A 15,705-nucleotide genomic window follows, 5' to 3' on the forward strand; every position below is an offset into this window, starting at 1 on the left:
CTAGCCGGTTCCGCGGTCCAGGACGCGGCGGGCGGCCTCGGCCTCGGCCGCAGACGGGGACAGCTCGTCGAGAGTGTCGAGCTCGGTGTCCGTTTCCAGTTCTTGTTCCCAGGTCGCCGCGAGCCGTTCCTGTTCCTTTCGCGGCTTGGCGCCGACGGCCTCCCGGTGGTCCGGGTCCAGAGCCGCCAGGAAACGTCCGACCGGGTCCGTCGGCATACTGTGCTCCTTGTCGCCAGGAAGGGTGTCACTCCGGGCCAGCATGGCCAACCGGGTTCGGGCCGATCGCCCGACACGGCCAGGGACCACCCGGATGGCGCCGCCGCCCCGAAGGGCCCCCGAGTGCCGCGAGGCGTCTTCAGGCCTGCGGGTGGAGTACGACCTTCGTGTAGCCCTCGACCCGCTTGTCGAACTTGTCGTACGCGGTCGGAGCCTGCTCGAGGGGCAGCTCGTGCGATACGACGAAGCCGGGCGTCGCGCGGCCCTCGATGATCATGTCCCGTAGCCGGCGGTTGTAACGCTTGACGTTGCACTGCCCGGTGCCCATGCGCAGTCCCTTCTCGAAGAGACGCCCGATCGCGACCATGAGCATGCCGTGCTTGGCCTGTTCGTCCGGTCCGCCGGGATCGCTCGGGACGTACAGCCCCGGCACCCCGAGAGCGCCCGTCGGCCGGACCGTCTCGACCAGCGAGTTCAGGACGGTCGCCGGCTCCTCGCGATCCTTGCCGGGCGCCTCGGCCTGCGCCTGGTAACCGACCGCGTCGATGCCCTTGTCCGTGCCCTCGCCCCCGGTCTGCTCCTTGATCTGCTCCGCCGCGTTGCCCGCGGTGAAATCGATGGGGACGGCCCCGATCTCCTCGGCCTTCCGCAGCCGCTCCGCCACCCGGTCCACCACGAACACCTTGCTCGCGCCGCGCAGCATCGCCGAGTAGGCCGCCATCAGACCGACCGGGCCACCGCCGTAGACGGCGACGCTCTCACCGGGCCGCACGTCGGCCAGCTCGTTGCCGTGATAGCCGGTCGGGAAGATGTCGGCGAGCAGGACGAAGTCGGTCTCCTTCTCGGTGCCCTCGGGGAGCTTCAGGCAGTTGAAGTCGGCATACGGCACCCGCACGTACTCGGCCTGGCCGCCCGTGAACGGCCCCATCGCGACATAGCCGTAGGCTCCGCCGGCGAAGCCCGGGTTCACCGTCAGACAGAAACCCGTGAAACCCGTCGTGCAGTTCTTGCAGAAGCCGCAGGCGACGTTGAACGGCATGACGACCCGGTCTCCCCGGCTGAGCGACGTCACACCCTCCCCGGTCTCCTCCACGACTCCCAGGTTCTCGTGGCCGAACACGATGCCCGGCTCGGCGGCGGTGCGTCCCTCGTACATATGCAGGTCGGAGCCGCAGATGGCGGTGGACGTGACGCGCACGATCACGTCGTTGGGGTGCTGGATCCGGGGATCCTCCACTTGCTCGACCGCCACTTCGAACGGTCCCTTGTACACGACGGCCCTCATGCTCGAGCACCTCCACTGGGTGTGCTTGATCGCTTGTGTGTGCTTGATCGCTCACACTCGGAACAGCAGTGCCGGACCGGTCTTCTGTGCTGTACCTCATACTCCAGACTGGTACATGATGAGACAATTTGCACCAGGGCCGCCGGGGCCCTGTCCACCCGTTCCGGAAGGGTCCGCAACTTTGTCACGACGCATCGGTAGGCTGCTCGTCCCGGTCCCGGGGCTGTCCGGGACGACTTACCCGGAGGGGACCCGCGTGGCCATTCGGGGCACCGGGGGATCCGTCGACGGTTTCGTCGGCGGGGACTGGCTGCCGCTCGCCTGGTGGGAGTTCGCCGACGTCCGGGCAGAGGACGCCGCCGACAGGTGACCCCGGTCGGGCCGGCGCCCGCCACCGCCGGCACGAGCGGACCGCGCTCGTCGGGTTGGTCACCGGACGAGCGCGGCGCCCGTTGCGTACGAGCTCGGTGCGATCAGAGCTCGTCCTCCGCGAGGTCCAGGTCGGCGAGGTCGCTCTCGGAAAACTCGGCGTCGTCCGTCATCGCAGCGCCGAAGAAGCCCTCCATGAGCTCCATCGGGTTCAGCTCGGTGGCATCGGCCGGGGCGGTGGGCTTGGTGCCGTCGCTCATCCGCAGGGTCAGACCCAGCTTCTTGACCTGGGCGTTCTCGGCCAACGCGGCGAGATCCACGTCCACCTCGGTCAGCTCGCCGTTCTTGAGCGTGAAGTCCGCCGTCACCTTGGTGTCGGGGGCGTCCTTCAGGTCCTTGTCCGTCGGCAGCTCCATGCCCGGCGGCAGGTCCTTCGTCAGCGGACGGATCTCGCCGAACAGCTTGGTGATCAGCGTGCGGAAGGGAGCCGTGGCGGTGATGTGCTCGGTGCCGTCCTCGCCGTCGGCCGTCTTGAAGTCCACCTCACGGGCGATGATCGCGCGGACGGCGTCCGCGAGCTTCTTCTGCGTCTTGGCGTCGAGGGTCGGCTCGGGTGCGGGACCGCCCTCGGCCTCCTCGCCCGCGGCGGCGGCCTCCCGCATCTCCTTGGTGTTGAACTTCACCCACTTGCCTTCAAGGACGCTCTTGAGGGCCCCGGCCTCCGGAGGCAGGTCCTCGGCGGCCGGGGCAGGGCTGCCCGCCATCCGGCCGATGGTGTCGAAGTCGGCACGGACGTAGGCGTAATCGCCGATCATGCGGTACTCGGCGAGATCGCCGTCCGCATTGCTGATCTTCATGGCCATGCCGACGAAGTCCTTCTCGCCGGACTCCTCGATCGGCTTCTTCGACTGCACGGAAACCGTGATCGTCGCGTCGCTGATCAGCTCGGCGGCCTCGTCCGGGATCTCGTCACCGGGCGCCGGCTCGGACTTGGCGTCCAGCGCCTTCAAAGACGCGACATCGGTGTCCAGGTCGAGCTCGAAGGAGAGCGTCTTCTTCTTGCCGAGCTGGTCGAAGGCCTTGTCGAGCTTACTGCCGGCGGAGAGCTGCTCCGCCGTTCCGCAGGCGGCGGAGCCCGCGAGGACGGCACCGGCTACGGCGGTAGCGGTCAGGGTCTTGCGTATGGCGCTGATGATGGTCTCCTTGTGGGTCCGATCACGGTGTGATCGATCAGAAGACTCACAACCCGCTCACAAGGTTGTCCCGGCCGCCTCGCGCTGTCGCGGGTCACTGACCGGGCCGGAGGGGAGTCCGCTCGTGTCAGGGCGTGTTGGGGGGTTCGCCGCGGCGGGTGGAACCGGGTGCGCGGCCGATCGGTCGTGGGGCGTGGGCAGCGGAGGACAGCTGCCAGGGCACGCTGGTCACGGTGACGCCCGGGGTGAACAGCAGGCGGCTCTTGAGCCAGAGGGCGGACTGGTTGTGGAGGAAGTTCTCCCACCAGTGACCCGCGACGTATTCGGGGATGAAGACGGCGACGACGTCGTGCGGGCTGGTTCGGCCCACGGAGCGTACGTATTCCACCGCCGGTCTGGTGATCTCGCGGTAGGGGGACCGAAGGACCTTCAACGGCACCTGGATGTCGAAGTCGTCCCACTGCTTGCGCAAGGTCGCCAGTGACGCCTGGTCGACCGCGACGGTGAGCGCTTCCAGGCTGTCGGGCCGGAACGCGCGAGCGTAGGCGAGGGCCCGCAGGGTCGGCTTGTGCAGCGTGGAGACGAGCACGATCGCGAAGACCCGGGACGGCGGCGTGCTCTCCGGACGAGGGTCGGTCACCGCGAGTTCCGCGGAAACACGGTCGTAGTAGCGGCGGATGCCTCGCATCGTCAGCCACAGAACGACCGCGGCGAGTACGGCCAGCCAGGCGCCCTCGGTGAACTTGGTGGCCAGCACGATCACCAGGACCAGGCCGGTGACGACGGCACCGGTCGTGTTGATGGCGCGGGCCAGTTGGTGGAGGCGGCGCGACGTGGGGTCGGTCTCGGTGCGCAGTGCGCGGTTCCAATGCCGGATCATGCCGGTCTGGGACAGGGTGAAGGAGGTGAAGACACCAAGGATGTAGAGGTGGATCAGGCTGGTGACTCTCGCCTCGAACCCGTAGAGCAGGAGTCCGGCGACGACCGCCAGGGCGATGACGCCGTTGGAGAAGACGAGCCGGTCGCCGCGGTTGTGGAGCTGACGCGGGAGGTAGCGGTGCTCGGCGAGAATCGAGGCGAGCAGCGGGAAGCCGTTGAAGGCGGTGTTCGCGGCGAGGATGAGGATCAGGGCCGTCGCCGCCTGGACGTAGTAGAACCCGAGGCTGGTGTTCCCGCCGAAGACAGCCGCGGCGAGCTGCGCGATGACGGTGCGCTGGGCGTGCGCGCCGCAGTCGGTCAGTCCGGTGAGCCGGCAGGCGTCGCCGGCGATGTGCACCTCGGTGACGATCGCGAGCGTGGTGACGCCGGCGAACAGGGTGATCGCGATGACGCCCATGACGGCCAGGGTGCTCGCGGCGTTCTTCGGTTTGGGCCTGCGGAAGGCCGGTACGCCGTTGGAGATCGCCTCCACGCCCGTCAGCGCCGTGCAGCCGCTGGAGAACGCGCGCAGCACCAGCATGACCAGGGCCGGCCCGGCCAGGTCCGTGTCGCCCCGTTCCGGAGTGATGCCGTAGCGCGCGCTCTCGGCGACGGGGGTGTCGCCCAGCAGGTAGCGGAGCAGCCCCGTGCCGATCATGATCAGCACTCCACCGACGAACAGGTACGTGGGAGCGGCGAACAGGCGGCCGGACTCGCGCACACCTCGCAGGTTCATCGCCGTCAGCAGGGCCACGAAGCCCAGGGCCATCAGGACGCGGTAGTCGGCCAGCGAGGGCAGCGCCGAGATGATGTTGTCCACTCCTGAGGCGACCGAGACCGTCACGGTCATCACGTAGTCGACCAGCAACGAGGCCCCCACCACCAGCCCCGCCGACGGTCCGAGATTGGTTGAGACGACCGTGTACGAGCCACCCCCGCTCGGATAGGCGTGGACGACCTGGCGATACGACAGCACCACCACCGTCAGCAGGGCGACCACCGCCGCCCCGATCCACGGCGTGAAGTGCAGATAGGCCAGCCCACCGAGGGTGAGGACCAGCAGGATCTCCTGCGTGGCGTAGGCCACGGACGACAACGGGTCGGACGCGAAGATCGGCAGGGCGAGCCGCTTCGGCAGCAGCGTCCCGCTCAGTTCCTCGCTGCGCATGGCCCGTCCGATGACCAGGCGCTTCAGCATTTCGGTCACCCTCGGCACGACGCGATCGTAGACCGGCCGCACCGGCACCGGCCCTGACGACGCGCAGCCGACGTACCCGGGGACCACGGCCCGCTGCCGCTCCGGCCGGATCGTGCCGGGACCCGGCGACTTCCACCCGGGCTGACGCCGTGTCGGCCGTGCCCGGCGGACCCTCCCGGTGGGGGACCGCCGGGCCGGGGATTCCGGTCGAATCGCCGCCAACCCACGCCGCGGACCTGCTGGTTGCCCCAAGCCGGTGCCATCGCTCGCCGGTTCGCTTCGTCCAGACCCTTGACCGGAGCCCGTCCGTGGCTATGGTCTAGACCTAGTGCCGGTAGGTCTAGACCTGTACCGGCCTCCGTCCTCGGTCCCAGGACGCCGGGCCCGCCCGGTGACGACAAGCCTCACGGGTGCGGCACGCCGCATCGAAGGAAAGGGTATGGCATGAACATGAAAAGACGCGTGGCTTTCGCGGTCGGGGCGCTGGTCGCCCCCGTGCTCGCCGTCAGCCTTCCGGCGAGCACGGCGAACGCCCATGGCTGGGTGACCTCGCCCGGGAGCCGGCAGGACCAGTGCGCCGCGGGCATCGTCGACTGCGGCCAGATCAAGTACGAGCCGCAGAGCGTCGAGGGGCCGAAGGGCCTGCGCAGCTGCAGTGGTGGAAACAGCCAGTTCGCCGAGCTCGACGACGACAGCAAGGGCTGGCGGGTCACGCCGGTCGGTACCGCGCACACCTTCACGTGGCACCACACGGCACGGCACGCCACCGACACCTGGCAGTACTTCATCGGCAACCAGAAGATCGCCGAATTCGACGGGCATGGCGCCCAGCCCGCCCCGGACGTCAGCCATCAGGTGAACTTCGGCGGCTTCACCGGCCGTCAGAAGGTGCTCGCCGTCTGGAACGTGGCGGACACCGGCAACGCCTTCTACTCGTGCATCGACGTCAACGTCGGCGGTGGCGGTGACGGCGGAGGTGACGGGGGCGGAGACGGCGGCGGCGACGGCGGCGGCGACGGTGAGCCGGGCGCCTGTACCGCTCCGCTGTGGAACGCCGGGAGTGTCTACACCGGTGGTGACACCGTCTCCTTCGGCGGCCACAACTGGCGTGCCAAGTGGTGGGTGACGGGCGAGGAGCCCGGTACCACCGGTGAGTGGGGTGTCTGGGAAGACCTCGGGGCCTGCACGGCCGGGGGGCCTGGGCCCCTCCCGTCAGCGGCCGGTCGACCCGGACGTGCGGGACGGCGACGTAGGCAGGTACCGGGGTGCTCGCCAGGCGTCCAGCCGGCGCTCCACCGCTGCCCCCAGCGACAGCAGTTCGGCGTCCTGGCGGTCGCCGGCCATCAGGAGCAGGCCGACCGGCAGTTCGCCCACGGACCCGGCGGGCACGGACAACGACGGGTACCCGGCGACCGCGGCCGGGGTGGAGGACGGGATCACGTCGTTGTCGCCCCGCGCGCAGTCGGTCGTCCACGCCGGCGGATTCGTCGGGGAGGCGATGGCGTCCAGGTGGTGCGCGGCCATGGTCTCGTCGATGGACCGCCGGGAGAGGTCCTTCAACTCCGCGCGCATGGCCCGGTACCGGGGGTCGGTGGTCGCAGGCGCGACCAGAGCCTGCTCGAACAGCTCCTGACCGGCGAAGCACGCCTGCTCGGCCGGGTGCGTGCGGTTGAACTCGATCAGCTCGGCGAGGTTTCGGGGTCCGCCACGGGTGGCGAGGTAGGCGTCGATGTCCCGGTGGAACTCACTCAGCAGGGCCGGGAACTCGAGCGCGGCCAGACGCTCCTGGTAGGGCGGGGCCACCTCGACGACCTGGGCCCCCGCGGCGCGCAGTTGTGCCGCTGTGCGGGTCATCAGGGCGTCCACCTCCGTGCCGAGCGAGGGAAGCCGCCACAGGCCGATCCGCTTGCCGCGCAGACCGCCCGGACGCGTGCCCACGTCGGTGAGGCCGAGAGCGCTGCCGGTGCGTACGTGGTCGCGACCACTGAGCACCGCAAGGGTGAGCGCCGTATCGATCACGTTGCGCGCCATGGGGCCGGCCGTGTCCTGCTCGGCGGAGATCGGGACGACGCCCGACTGACTGACCAGTCCGAGGCTGGGCTTGTGGCCGACCACCCCGTTCATCCCGGCCGGGCAGACGATGGAGCCGTCCGTCTCGGTGCCGATCGCCACCTGCGCCAGTGACGCGGCGAGCGCGGCGGCCGAACCGGAGGACGACCCGCAGGGGTTGCGGTCCAGGACGTACGGGTTGTGCGTCTGCCCGCCCACCGCCGACCACCCCGAGGTCGGCCTCGCCGCGCGGAAATTGGCCCATTCGGACAGGTTGGCCTTGCCGAGGATCACCGCGCCTGCCGCCCGAAGCCTCTTGACCAGGGCCGCGTCCGTCTCCGGCGGGCGGCCGGCCAGGGCCGACGACCCGGCCGTGGTCGGCATGTCGCGGGTGTTCACATTGTCCTTGAGCAGCACGGGGATGCCGTCGAGCGGACCCAGGACCTTGCCGTGACGATGCCTGACGTCGCTGGCAGCGGCCTGGCGCAGGGCCGCCGGGTTGGTGCGCAGCACCGCGTTGATCTTCGGGTCGATGGCCTCGATCCGTCGCAGGTACGCCCGCGTCAGCGCCGACGGGGTCAGCGACCCGCGCTCCATGCGCGCCTGCAGTTCGGGGATGGTCACCGTGTCGAGGTCCACTCCGCGGATCAGCGGCGCGTCGGCGGGCGGCGGCGGACCGTCGGCAACCGATGCGGCGGCCTGCGCGCGCTGCCCCGGTGCGCCCGCCGCCAAGAGGGGGGCGACGAGCAGGGCAGCGGTCAGTGCCGTGAGGCTTCTCTTCTTCATGGGGGCCGGCTTCATGGGGGACAGCCCACTGCACGGCACCGGGCGGCGCAAGGGGCCGTCGTAGGGTGTTGCCGACCAGGACGTGCGGTCCCGGGAACCGTTTCTCGCCGACAGACCGGTGACAGCACCGAATGGGTTCTGTTTTCCTGTAAGAAGGTAAAACAGAGGTAGAGGTCCAGCCATTCGCGCACCCGCACCCTCCGGGAGGGGGTCGTAATGGATCCATGGCTGATCTGGTTGATCGTCGCGGCGATTTTTGTCATGGCGGAGATCTTCACTCTCACCGCGGCCCTCGGAATGCTGGGTGCGGCCGCGCTGATCACGGCCGGAACCGCCGCGGCCGGACTGGCACCGCCTTTCCAATTCCTGGTGTTCACCGTCGTCACCACGGTCACCCTCCTCTTCGTGCGCCCCATCGCGCTGCGCCATCTCCTCCAGCCTCAAACGGAGCGATTCGGCGTGGACGCGTTGGTCGGCAAGGCCGCCTACGTCGTCTCCGAAGTGACGGGCATGGAGGGCAGGGTCCGTATCGGCGGGGAGGAATGGACGGCCCGTTCCTACGACGAGACCCTGGTGATTCCTCAGGGAACGACCGTCGACGTCATGGAGATCAGCGGCTCGACCGCCCTCGTCTACCCCCGGGAGTGACCATGGAAGTCACGGCGTTCCTCGTCGCCGGTGTGATCGTCGCGCTTCTCGCGGTTTTCACCGTGGTGCGGGCGGTTCGCATCGTGCCCCAGGCCCGTGCCCGCAACGTCGAACGACTCGGCCGCTACCACCGCACCCTGAAACCCGGACTGAGCCTCGTCATTCCGTACATCGACCGCGTCTATCCGGTGATCGATCTACGGGAACAGGTCGTCTCCTTCAAACCGCAGCCGGTGATCACCGAGGACAATCTGGTCGTCGAGATCGACACCGTGCTGTATTTCCAGGTCACCGATCCCCGCGCGGCCTTCTACGAGATCGCGAATTTCCTCCAGGCGGTCGAGCAGCTCACCGTCACCACGCTGCGCAATGTCGTGGGGTCCATGGATCTGGAGAAGACACTCACGTCACGCGACACCATCAACAGCCAGCTCCGCGGCGTACTCGACGAGGCCACCGGCAAATGGGGACTGCGCGTGAACCGGGTGGAGATCAAGGCCATCGACCCCCCGCAGTCCATCAAGGACGCGATGCAGAAGCAGATGCGGGCCGAACGGGACAAGCGGGCCGCGATTCTCGGCGCGGAAGGGCAGCGCCAGTCGCAGATCCTCACCGCCGAGGGTGACAAGCAGGCCGCCGTCCTGCGGGCGGAGGGCAACCGTACCGCCGAGATCCTCAAGGCCGAGGGGCAGTCCCGGGCCATCGACGAGGTCTTCCAGGCCGTGCACCGCAACGACCCCGACCCGAAGCTCCTCGCCTACCAGTACCTCCAGGTACTGCCCCAGCTCGCCCAGGGGTCGGGCAGCACCTTCTGGGTCATCCCCAGCGAGGTCACCTCCGCACTCCAGGGGGTGTCCCGCGCCTTCACCGAAGCGCTGCCCCAGTCGCCCGCCACCCGCGAGAAGCCCTCCGACGACGGCATTGCCCAGGCCGCCAACGACACGGCCCAGGCCGCGGAAGCCGCTGCCCAGGCCCTCGCCGACGCCGCCAAGGCCAACGGCGTGACGGCCGAGGCGCTGCGCCCCCGCCCTCAGACCGAGGAAAGGTGAGGGCCCCTGGACCACGGGAAGCCGGGCGCGGTGCCGTTCAGTGCAGGGACCCCGCCACCAGCCTGCCGATCTCCGCGCCGGACACGCTTCCCCCGTTCACGAGGCGGTCGAAGACCAGTCCGTCCACGCAGGTCAGCAGTGTCACGGTGCGCTCCTCGGCATCCGTGAGACCTTGGGCCGCGAGGAAATCGCGTACCGCGTGGCGGGCCGCGTTCTCGCGTGGGCGGAGGATCTCCCGCAGCTCGGAGTGGTGCACGCTCTCGATGGCGCAGGCGTAGCGCGCGAGGGAGCGTCGTCGCCCGTCCCCGGTGAGGCGCCGTTCGACGAGCGCGCTGATCCTGGCCACCAGCTCCCCGGCGTCCCGCGGCGCCGGCGTCCCACGCCCCATCGTGTGCAGTTCCGCCTGGTCGAGCGCGACCAGGCGCCGGACCAGTGCCGTGAGCAGTGCCTGGCGGGTGCGGTAGTACGCGGACGTGGTACCGGGCGGCAGCTCCGCCGCCCGGTCCACCGCGCGGTGGGTCAGTCCGCGCAGCCCGGACTCGGCGAGCACGCCGATGGCCGCGTCGGCGAGGAGGGTGCGTCGATCGGTGGGCATCCCCCCTTTCTACACCTGTAGAGAAAGGGAGTACGCTCCGGCGCATGGGCTTCTACATCTGTAGAAGCGCTCGCGGCAGGGCTGACTGAGGAGGACCGGGATGGACGGCGGCAGCGCGGTGGTGGTCGGCGGCGGGATCGGCGGGCTCGCCGCCGCGGTCGGACTGCGCCGGATCGGCGGGGAGGTGACGGTCGTCGAACGCGCTCCCGTCCTCGCCGACGTGGGCGCGGGCATCTCCCTGCACGCCAACGGCATCCGCGCCCTGGACGCCCTCGGTGTCGGCACGGCCGTACGTGCGGCGGCGCGGCCCCAGTACACCGGAGGCACTCGCGTCCCCGGCGGCGGCTGGCTGGCCCGGATGGACGGAGCCGCGCTCGAACGGGAGCTGGGCACGCCGATCGTCGGCATCCCCCGCGCCGAGCTGCACCGGCTGCTGCGGTCGGCGCTGCCGTCCACGTGCCTCGTCGTCGGCGCCGAGGTGAGGTCCGTCGACCGCACCGGTGGCGGCCGGGTGCGGGTGCCCGTCGGGGACGAGGTGCTGGAGGCGGACCTGGTCGTGGCCGCCGACGGCGTGCGCAGCGGGCTCCGCGCCCAGTTGTTCCCGGACCACCCCGGCCCCGCCTACAGCGGGTCGACGGTGCTGCGCGCCATCACGGAGCACCCCGTCGCGCTGGACACCGACTTCGAGCTGACCTGGGGCAGGGGCGCCGAGTTCGGCCACATCGCGTTCGCCGACGGCCGGGCCGAATGGCACGCCGTACTCAACTCCCCGCCCGGCCTGCGGCATCCCGACGCCCTCGCAGTGATGCGGCAACGCTTCGGCGGCTGGCACGACCCGATCCCCGCACTGCTGGACGCGACCCGCCCCGACGCCGTGCTCCACCACGACATCCACGAACTGGTGACCCCGCTGCCGTCCTTCAGCGCCGGCCCGGTCGTCCTGCTCGGTGACGCGGCGCACGCCATGACGCCGAACCTCGGCCAAGGCGCCTGCCAGGCACTGGAGGACGCGGCCACCCTCGTCGCCGCGCTCGCCACCGAACCCGGCCTGGAGACGGCACTGACCCGCTACGATGCCGAGCGCCGCCCGCGCAGCCAGTCCGTGGCCCGCGCCGCCCGCCAGGCCGGCCGGATGGGGCAGCAGCTGACCAGCGCGCCGGCCGTCGCCCTGCGCAACACCGCGCTCCGGCTGGCCCCCTCCCGCGCGACCGTCCGCACCATCCTGCGGCACGCCGACTGGACCCCGCCGCACCTGGGCTGACCTGCGGCGGCGCAGCGGCGGCCACCCGGCCGCCGCAGGCACGGGACGGCGGGTCCGGAAGGCGACGGGCTCCCCGACCCGAGTGAACGAGTGAACGAAACGGAAGGAGGCCGGGGTGCTGGAACGGCTGAACCAGGCCATGGAGCACATCGAGTCGCATCTCGACGAGCAGGTCGACGTGGCCGAACTCGCGCGCTCCGCGATGACGTCGGAGTACCACCTGCGGCGCATGTTCTCCGCGCTGTCCGGCATACCGCTGTCGGAGTACATCCGTCGCAGGCGGCTGACGGTGGCGGGCGCCGAGGTGCTCGCCGGTGACCGGACGCTGCTGGACATCGCGACCCGCTACGGCTACGGCTCGGGGGAGGCCTTCGCCCGGGCGTTCCGTGCCATGCACGGCGTGGGTCCGGGCGAGGCCCGGCGCACCGGTGCGGCTCTGCACTCCCAGCCCCGGATGTCCTTCCGACTCGTCGTCGAAGGGAGCAGCAGTCTGCGCTACAGGATCCAGGACAAGGAGGAGTTCCGTGTCGTCGGCAGGAAGGCCCGCGTCCCTCTGGTCCACGAGGGGGCCAACCCGGCGATCGCCGACTTCATCCGGGGCATCGGCCCCGAGACCCTGGAACGTGTCGAGGCACTGTCCGACCAGGAGCCGAAGGGGATCGTCGGGGTGAGCGACCGGATCGACCCCAGCCGGGCGGAGGGCACCGAGCTCGACTACTACCACGGCGTGGTGACCCGCGCCGAGGCGCCCGCGGACATGGACGCCCTCCATGTGCCGGCGGGGACGTGGGCCGTGTTCGAGAACTCCGGTCCGTTCCCGAAGGCACTGCAGTACCTGTGGCGGGACGTGTTCACGCAGTGGTTCCCCTCGAACCCGTACCGGAGCAGGCCCGCGCCCGAGATCCTGCGGGTGCGCCTGTCCGAGGACGGGCAGCGGGCGGACGCGGAGCTGTGGATCCCCGTGGAGCGGACCACCGCCTGAGCCGCTCGACCGACGTGCGCGGGACGCCCCGGGCCGGGGCACCCCACGGGCCCGTGGCCGAGGAAGTGCCCGAGCTCGTGGCCGGTCAGCGTCCGGTGGGACGTCACGTCGTCCCTGCTGGCCGCCACATGTCCTCGGTCGCGACGTCCTGCGGCGAGATCCCGATGCGCTCCTCGACCCGGACCACGCAGGTCGGCGCGCAGGTGACCGTCGAGCGACCCGCGGGACCGGCAGAGGCCGACGGCTCACAGGCAACCCGAAGGATCTTCTTTCCCTCCTCCTCCCACGAGGGGCGTCCGCACGGGCGGGGCCCCGACCCGAGGTATTGAGGAGCGGGTTCTTGATACGTGCTCGAAAGACATGGGCCGCCGCGATAGCGGTGCTGACGGTCGTGGGCGTGGCGCCCGCCGCGGCCCAGGCCCGGCCGCAGCCGCCCGGCGCCACGTCCGCCCAGACGGCACCGAACGCCGCCGCCGACCTGCCCCCCGGCTGGCGGATCACCGGCACCGGTGGGGCGAAGGCCCTGGAATGGCGCTCCCCGCGCGCCGTCCCACCCGGTGACGCACGGGTGGAGTTCCGGACCGACGGCAGCCTGCTCGGCGTGCCGAAGCCGGGCGAGGACGGCCGGACCTTCCGTTTACCCCTGGACGACACCGCACCGGCCGCACTGAACCGGCCGACGGACCTCCAGGTCGTGTCCGGCGGACGCCGGCTGGACGAGGAACCCGGCGCCAACGGCCGGCAGCGCCGCGACGTCGGCTCACCCCCGGCGAAACTCCCGCCCCGGCTCCCCGCCGGCACCGTCGACCCGGGCACACCGGGCCGGTTCGCCACGACCACCGACGAGTACACACTCGACCCGGTCCGACTGCCCGGCCTGCCCGCCCCGGTCGAGATGCGCGGCCTGGTCGTCGCCCCGCGGGGAGCGACCGGCAAGCGCCCGCTCGCGCTCTTCCTGCACGGCCGCCACGCCACCTGCTACGTCCCCGGCCAGGGCGAGGACGCCGTCACGATCGACTGGCCCTGCGCCGACGACGCCCGGCCCATCCCCAGCCACCGCGGCTACCTCCAGGACCAGAAGCTGCTGGCCTCCCAGGGCTATGTGACCGTCTCGATCTCCGCCAACGGCATCAACGGCCAGGACGGCGACGTCGAGGACGGCGGCGCCCAGGCCCGCTCGTCGCTGGTGCGCTCGCACCTGGCCCGCTGGGCGGACTGGGCCGCCAGACCCTCCACCGCACCGGCCGCCGTACGCGGTGGGCCGACGGCCGACCTGTCCCGCGTCCTGCTCGTCGGCCACTCGCGCGGCGGCGAAGGCGTCGACCGCGCCGCCATGGACAGCCTCTACGCCCCTCCCGCGAGCCAGGACGGCCACCCGGGGCGCAGCCGCTGGAACATCCGCGGCACCGTACTCATCGGCCCCACCGCCTTCGGTCAGAACCCGGTGCCCGACGTGCCGTCGCTGACGATCCTGCCGGGCTGCGACGGCGACGTCTCCGACCTCCAGGGGCAGCTGTACGTCGACGGCACCCGCGGGGTGAGCCGGGGCCGGGCGCTGCACAGCGCGGTCCACATCACGGGCGCCAACCACAACTACTTCAACAGCGAGTGGACGCCCGGTCAGGCGCAGGCGCCCGCCAACGACGACTTCTGGGACGACCCGGAGGAGCGCGACCCCGTCTGCTCCGTGGGCAGCCCCACCCGGCTCACCGCCGACCAGCAGCACCGGGCCGGCGCGACCTACATCGCCGCCGCCGCACGACTGTTCGTCGCCGGTGACGACCGGGTGCGCGAGCTGATCGACGGCACGGGCCGCCGGGCCCCCTCGGCCGACCCCGCGCGGGTGCTGACGCACGCGGTGGGTGCCGGGCGCGGCGCCGGATTCCTGCCGGACGGCGGGGTCGAGGTGACCGGCGGCCGCCTGTGCTCGGCCGTCGACCCCGACCCGGGTGCCACCTGCCTCGGCGAGGACGCGGGCGGTGCCTCACCGCACTTCGCGTACTGGCAGCCGGGACGCGAGGTCGGCCGCAGCGCGATCGCCCTGGACTGGTCCGCACCCGGCACCGCGACCCGGATCCGTCCCGGCGCACCCGTCTCCCTGAAGGGCGCGAAGAGCCTCGCCCTGCGCGTCATCGTGCCGCCGAACAGCACCGGCACCCGGTTCGACGTCTCGGTCACCGACGCCACGGGCCGGCGGGCCACCCTCGGCCGCGTCGGCGCCGACGGACTGCCGGGCAGCGAACGCACCGCCTCCTACTGGGCGCAGGAACTGCGCGTACCGCTCACCGCCGCCGACCGCGCCGGAGTCGACCTGCGCCACGTCACCTCGCTGGAACTGACGCCGCGCAACCGCGCCGGCAAGGCGTGGCTGATGGACGCCTACGCGTGGCAGGCGGGCACCCCCCAGGTGCGGCCGGCCCCGCTGACCCGTGTCGACGTCGGCCGGACCACGGTCGAGGAGGGCGACTCGGGGGTGCGTACCTACCAGGTGCCGGTGCGCATCTCGGGCGGGAACGGCGGCACGGTCCGGATGTACGTCACGGACCCGGCCACCGGAACCTCGCAGGACCGCCTCGTGACCGTCCGTCCCGGCGGCCCCGGCATCGACGTCACCGTGAAGGTGACGGGCAACAAGCGGTACGGCTGGGACGCCTCCCACGACGTGCTGGTGAAGGCGGTACGAGGCTCGGTGGTCGGTTCCTACGTCGGCGGCGTCACGGCCGAGAACGACGACCCGATGCCCGAGGTCAGCGTGACGCCGGTCGCCGACACGGTCACCGAGGGACAGCCGCTGCGCTGGCGGGTCTCGCTGTCGGAGCCCGCCGACGTGGACGTGAACACGTTGCTGGTGCCGGTGCCGGACGACACCCGTGCCGAGCTGTCCACCAAGGACGTCGACCAGGACTGGCTGCTGGAGACGATGGGGGAGGTCCCCGACGGGGAGGTTCCGCTCTCCCGGCTGGAGTACTTCGCGCTGTGGGCCTCGATCCCGCCCGGCGAGACCAGCGCCGAGGTGGCGGTGCCCACGATCCGCGACGAGGTCACCGAGCCCGCGGAGCACATCGGTTTCCAGAGCATCGACGACGAGGGTGAGCCGCAGGGCCCGGTGCTGACCGGCACCGTGCTCGACGCGTCGTAGCCCGAACCCCGCACGCG

The 15,705-nt window shown here is 71.2% G+C and carries 12 protein-coding genes and 1 pseudogene; 7 read left to right on the forward strand and 6 right to left on the reverse strand.

Going from position 1 to position 15,705, the window contains the following annotated elements:
* A complete protein-coding gene (locus RM812_RS16560; RefSeq protein WP_311573321.1) occupies window positions 1-216 on the reverse strand; it encodes a hypothetical protein in 216 nt (71 codons plus the stop codon).
* A gap of 139 nt (window positions 217-355) precedes the next feature.
* Window positions 356-1,501, reverse strand: coding sequence for a glutathione-independent formaldehyde dehydrogenase (locus RM812_RS16565; RefSeq protein WP_311573322.1), 1,146 nt, complete (start codon window positions 1,499-1,501; stop codon window positions 356-358).
* Window positions 1,502-1,682: 181 nt separating this feature from the next.
* Between RM812_RS16565 and RM812_RS16570 the strand changes: the two genes are divergently transcribed.
* Window positions 1,683-1,871 (forward strand): hypothetical protein, encoded by a 189-nt coding sequence (locus RM812_RS16570; RefSeq protein ID WP_311573323.1) that lies wholly within the window; start codon window positions 1,683-1,685, stop codon window positions 1,869-1,871.
* A 103-nt stretch (window positions 1,872-1,974) separates the two neighbouring features.
* Here RM812_RS16570 and RM812_RS16575 read toward each other — a convergent pair whose 3' ends face one another.
* A complete protein-coding gene (locus RM812_RS16575) occupies window positions 1,975-3,042 on the reverse strand; it encodes a hypothetical protein (RefSeq protein WP_311573430.1) in 1,068 nt (355 codons plus the stop codon).
* A 148-nt stretch (window positions 3,043-3,190) separates the two neighbouring features.
* Window positions 3,191-5,179 (reverse strand): APC family permease, encoded by a 1,989-nt coding sequence (locus RM812_RS16580; protein ID WP_311573431.1) that lies wholly within the window; start codon window positions 5,177-5,179, stop codon window positions 3,191-3,193.
* A 444-nt stretch (window positions 5,180-5,623) separates the two neighbouring features.
* On the opposite strand from RM812_RS16580, the pseudogene RM812_RS16585 reads away from it, so the two are divergent.
* Window positions 5,624-6,370, forward strand: a pseudogene (locus RM812_RS16585) (lytic polysaccharide monooxygenase); the annotation flags it as partial.
* Window positions 6,371-6,391: 21 nt separating this feature from the next.
* On the opposite strand, the gene RM812_RS16590 reads toward RM812_RS16585, so the two are convergent.
* Window positions 6,392-8,014 carry an amidase gene (locus RM812_RS16590; RefSeq protein ID WP_311573324.1) on the reverse strand — a complete coding sequence of 541 codons (1,623 nt, stop codon included), beginning with the start codon at window positions 8,012-8,014 and terminating at the stop codon, window positions 6,392-6,394.
* A 216-nt stretch (window positions 8,015-8,230) separates the two neighbouring features.
* Between RM812_RS16590 and RM812_RS16595 the strand changes: the two genes are divergently transcribed.
* Window positions 8,231-8,662: an NfeD family protein gene (locus tag RM812_RS16595; protein WP_311573325.1), complete on the forward strand. Its 432-nt coding sequence runs from the start codon at window positions 8,231-8,233 to the stop codon at window positions 8,660-8,662.
* 2 nt (window positions 8,663-8,664) lie between these two features.
* Entirely contained in the window at window positions 8,665-9,711 is a 1,047-nt protein-coding gene (locus RM812_RS16600; RefSeq protein WP_311573326.1) for an SPFH domain-containing protein, read from the forward strand.
* A 37-nt stretch (window positions 9,712-9,748) separates the two neighbouring features.
* Here RM812_RS16600 and RM812_RS16605 read toward each other — a convergent pair whose 3' ends face one another.
* On the reverse strand, window positions 9,749-10,306 hold the full coding sequence (locus tag RM812_RS16605) for a TetR/AcrR family transcriptional regulator (RefSeq protein WP_311573327.1): 558 nt from the start codon (window positions 10,304-10,306) through the stop codon (window positions 9,749-9,751).
* Between the two features lie 100 nt (window positions 10,307-10,406).
* On the opposite strand from RM812_RS16605, the gene RM812_RS16610 reads away from it, so the two are divergent.
* The 3 genes from RM812_RS16610 to RM812_RS16620 all read left to right on the forward strand — a co-directional run bounded on the left by RM812_RS16610 (window position 10,407) and on the right by RM812_RS16620 (window position 15,688).
* Window positions 10,407-11,567, forward strand: a complete 1,161-nt coding sequence (locus RM812_RS16610) for an FAD-dependent monooxygenase (protein ID WP_311573328.1) — start codon at window positions 10,407-10,409, stop codon at window positions 11,565-11,567.
* Between the two features lie 115 nt (window positions 11,568-11,682).
* Window positions 11,683-12,549 carry an AraC family transcriptional regulator gene (locus RM812_RS16615; RefSeq protein ID WP_311573329.1) on the forward strand — a complete coding sequence of 289 codons (867 nt, stop codon included), beginning with the start codon at window positions 11,683-11,685 and terminating at the stop codon, window positions 12,547-12,549.
* 340 nt (window positions 12,550-12,889) lie between these two features.
* Window positions 12,890-15,688 (forward strand): alpha/beta hydrolase, encoded by a 2,799-nt coding sequence (locus tag RM812_RS16620; RefSeq protein ID WP_311573330.1) that lies wholly within the window; start codon window positions 12,890-12,892, stop codon window positions 15,686-15,688.
* The last annotated feature ends 17 nt before the right edge of the window (window positions 15,689-15,705 follow it).

Source organism: Streptomyces lancefieldiae, assembly GCF_031845825.1.
GTDB lineage: Bacteria > Actinomycetota > Actinomycetes > Streptomycetales > Streptomycetaceae > Streptomyces > Streptomyces lancefieldiae.

Coding starts and splice junctions, on each gene's coding strand:
- RM812_RS16560 (WP_311573321.1), bottom strand. CDS start 216: ATGCCGACGGACCCGGTCGGACGTTTCCTGGCGGCTCTGGACCCGGAC.
- RM812_RS16565 (WP_311573322.1), bottom strand. CDS start 1,501: ATGAGGGCCGTCGTGTACAAGGGACCGTTCGAAGTGGCGGTCGAGCAA.
- RM812_RS16580 (WP_311573431.1), bottom strand. CDS start 5,179: ATGCTGAAGCGCCTGGTCATCGGACGGGCCATGCGCAGCGAGGAACTG.
- RM812_RS16590 (WP_311573324.1), bottom strand. CDS start 8,014: ATGAAGAAGAGAAGCCTCACGGCACTGACCGCTGCCCTGCTCGTCGCC.
- RM812_RS16595 (WP_311573325.1), top strand. CDS start 8,231: ATGGATCCATGGCTGATCTGGTTGATCGTCGCGGCGATTTTTGTCATG.
- RM812_RS16600 (WP_311573326.1), top strand. CDS start 8,665: ATGGAAGTCACGGCGTTCCTCGTCGCCGGTGTGATCGTCGCGCTTCTC.
- RM812_RS16605 (WP_311573327.1), bottom strand. CDS start 10,306: ATGCCCACCGATCGACGCACCCTCCTCGCCGACGCGGCCATCGGCGTG.
- RM812_RS16610 (WP_311573328.1), top strand. CDS start 10,407: ATGGACGGCGGCAGCGCGGTGGTGGTCGGCGGCGGGATCGGCGGGCTC.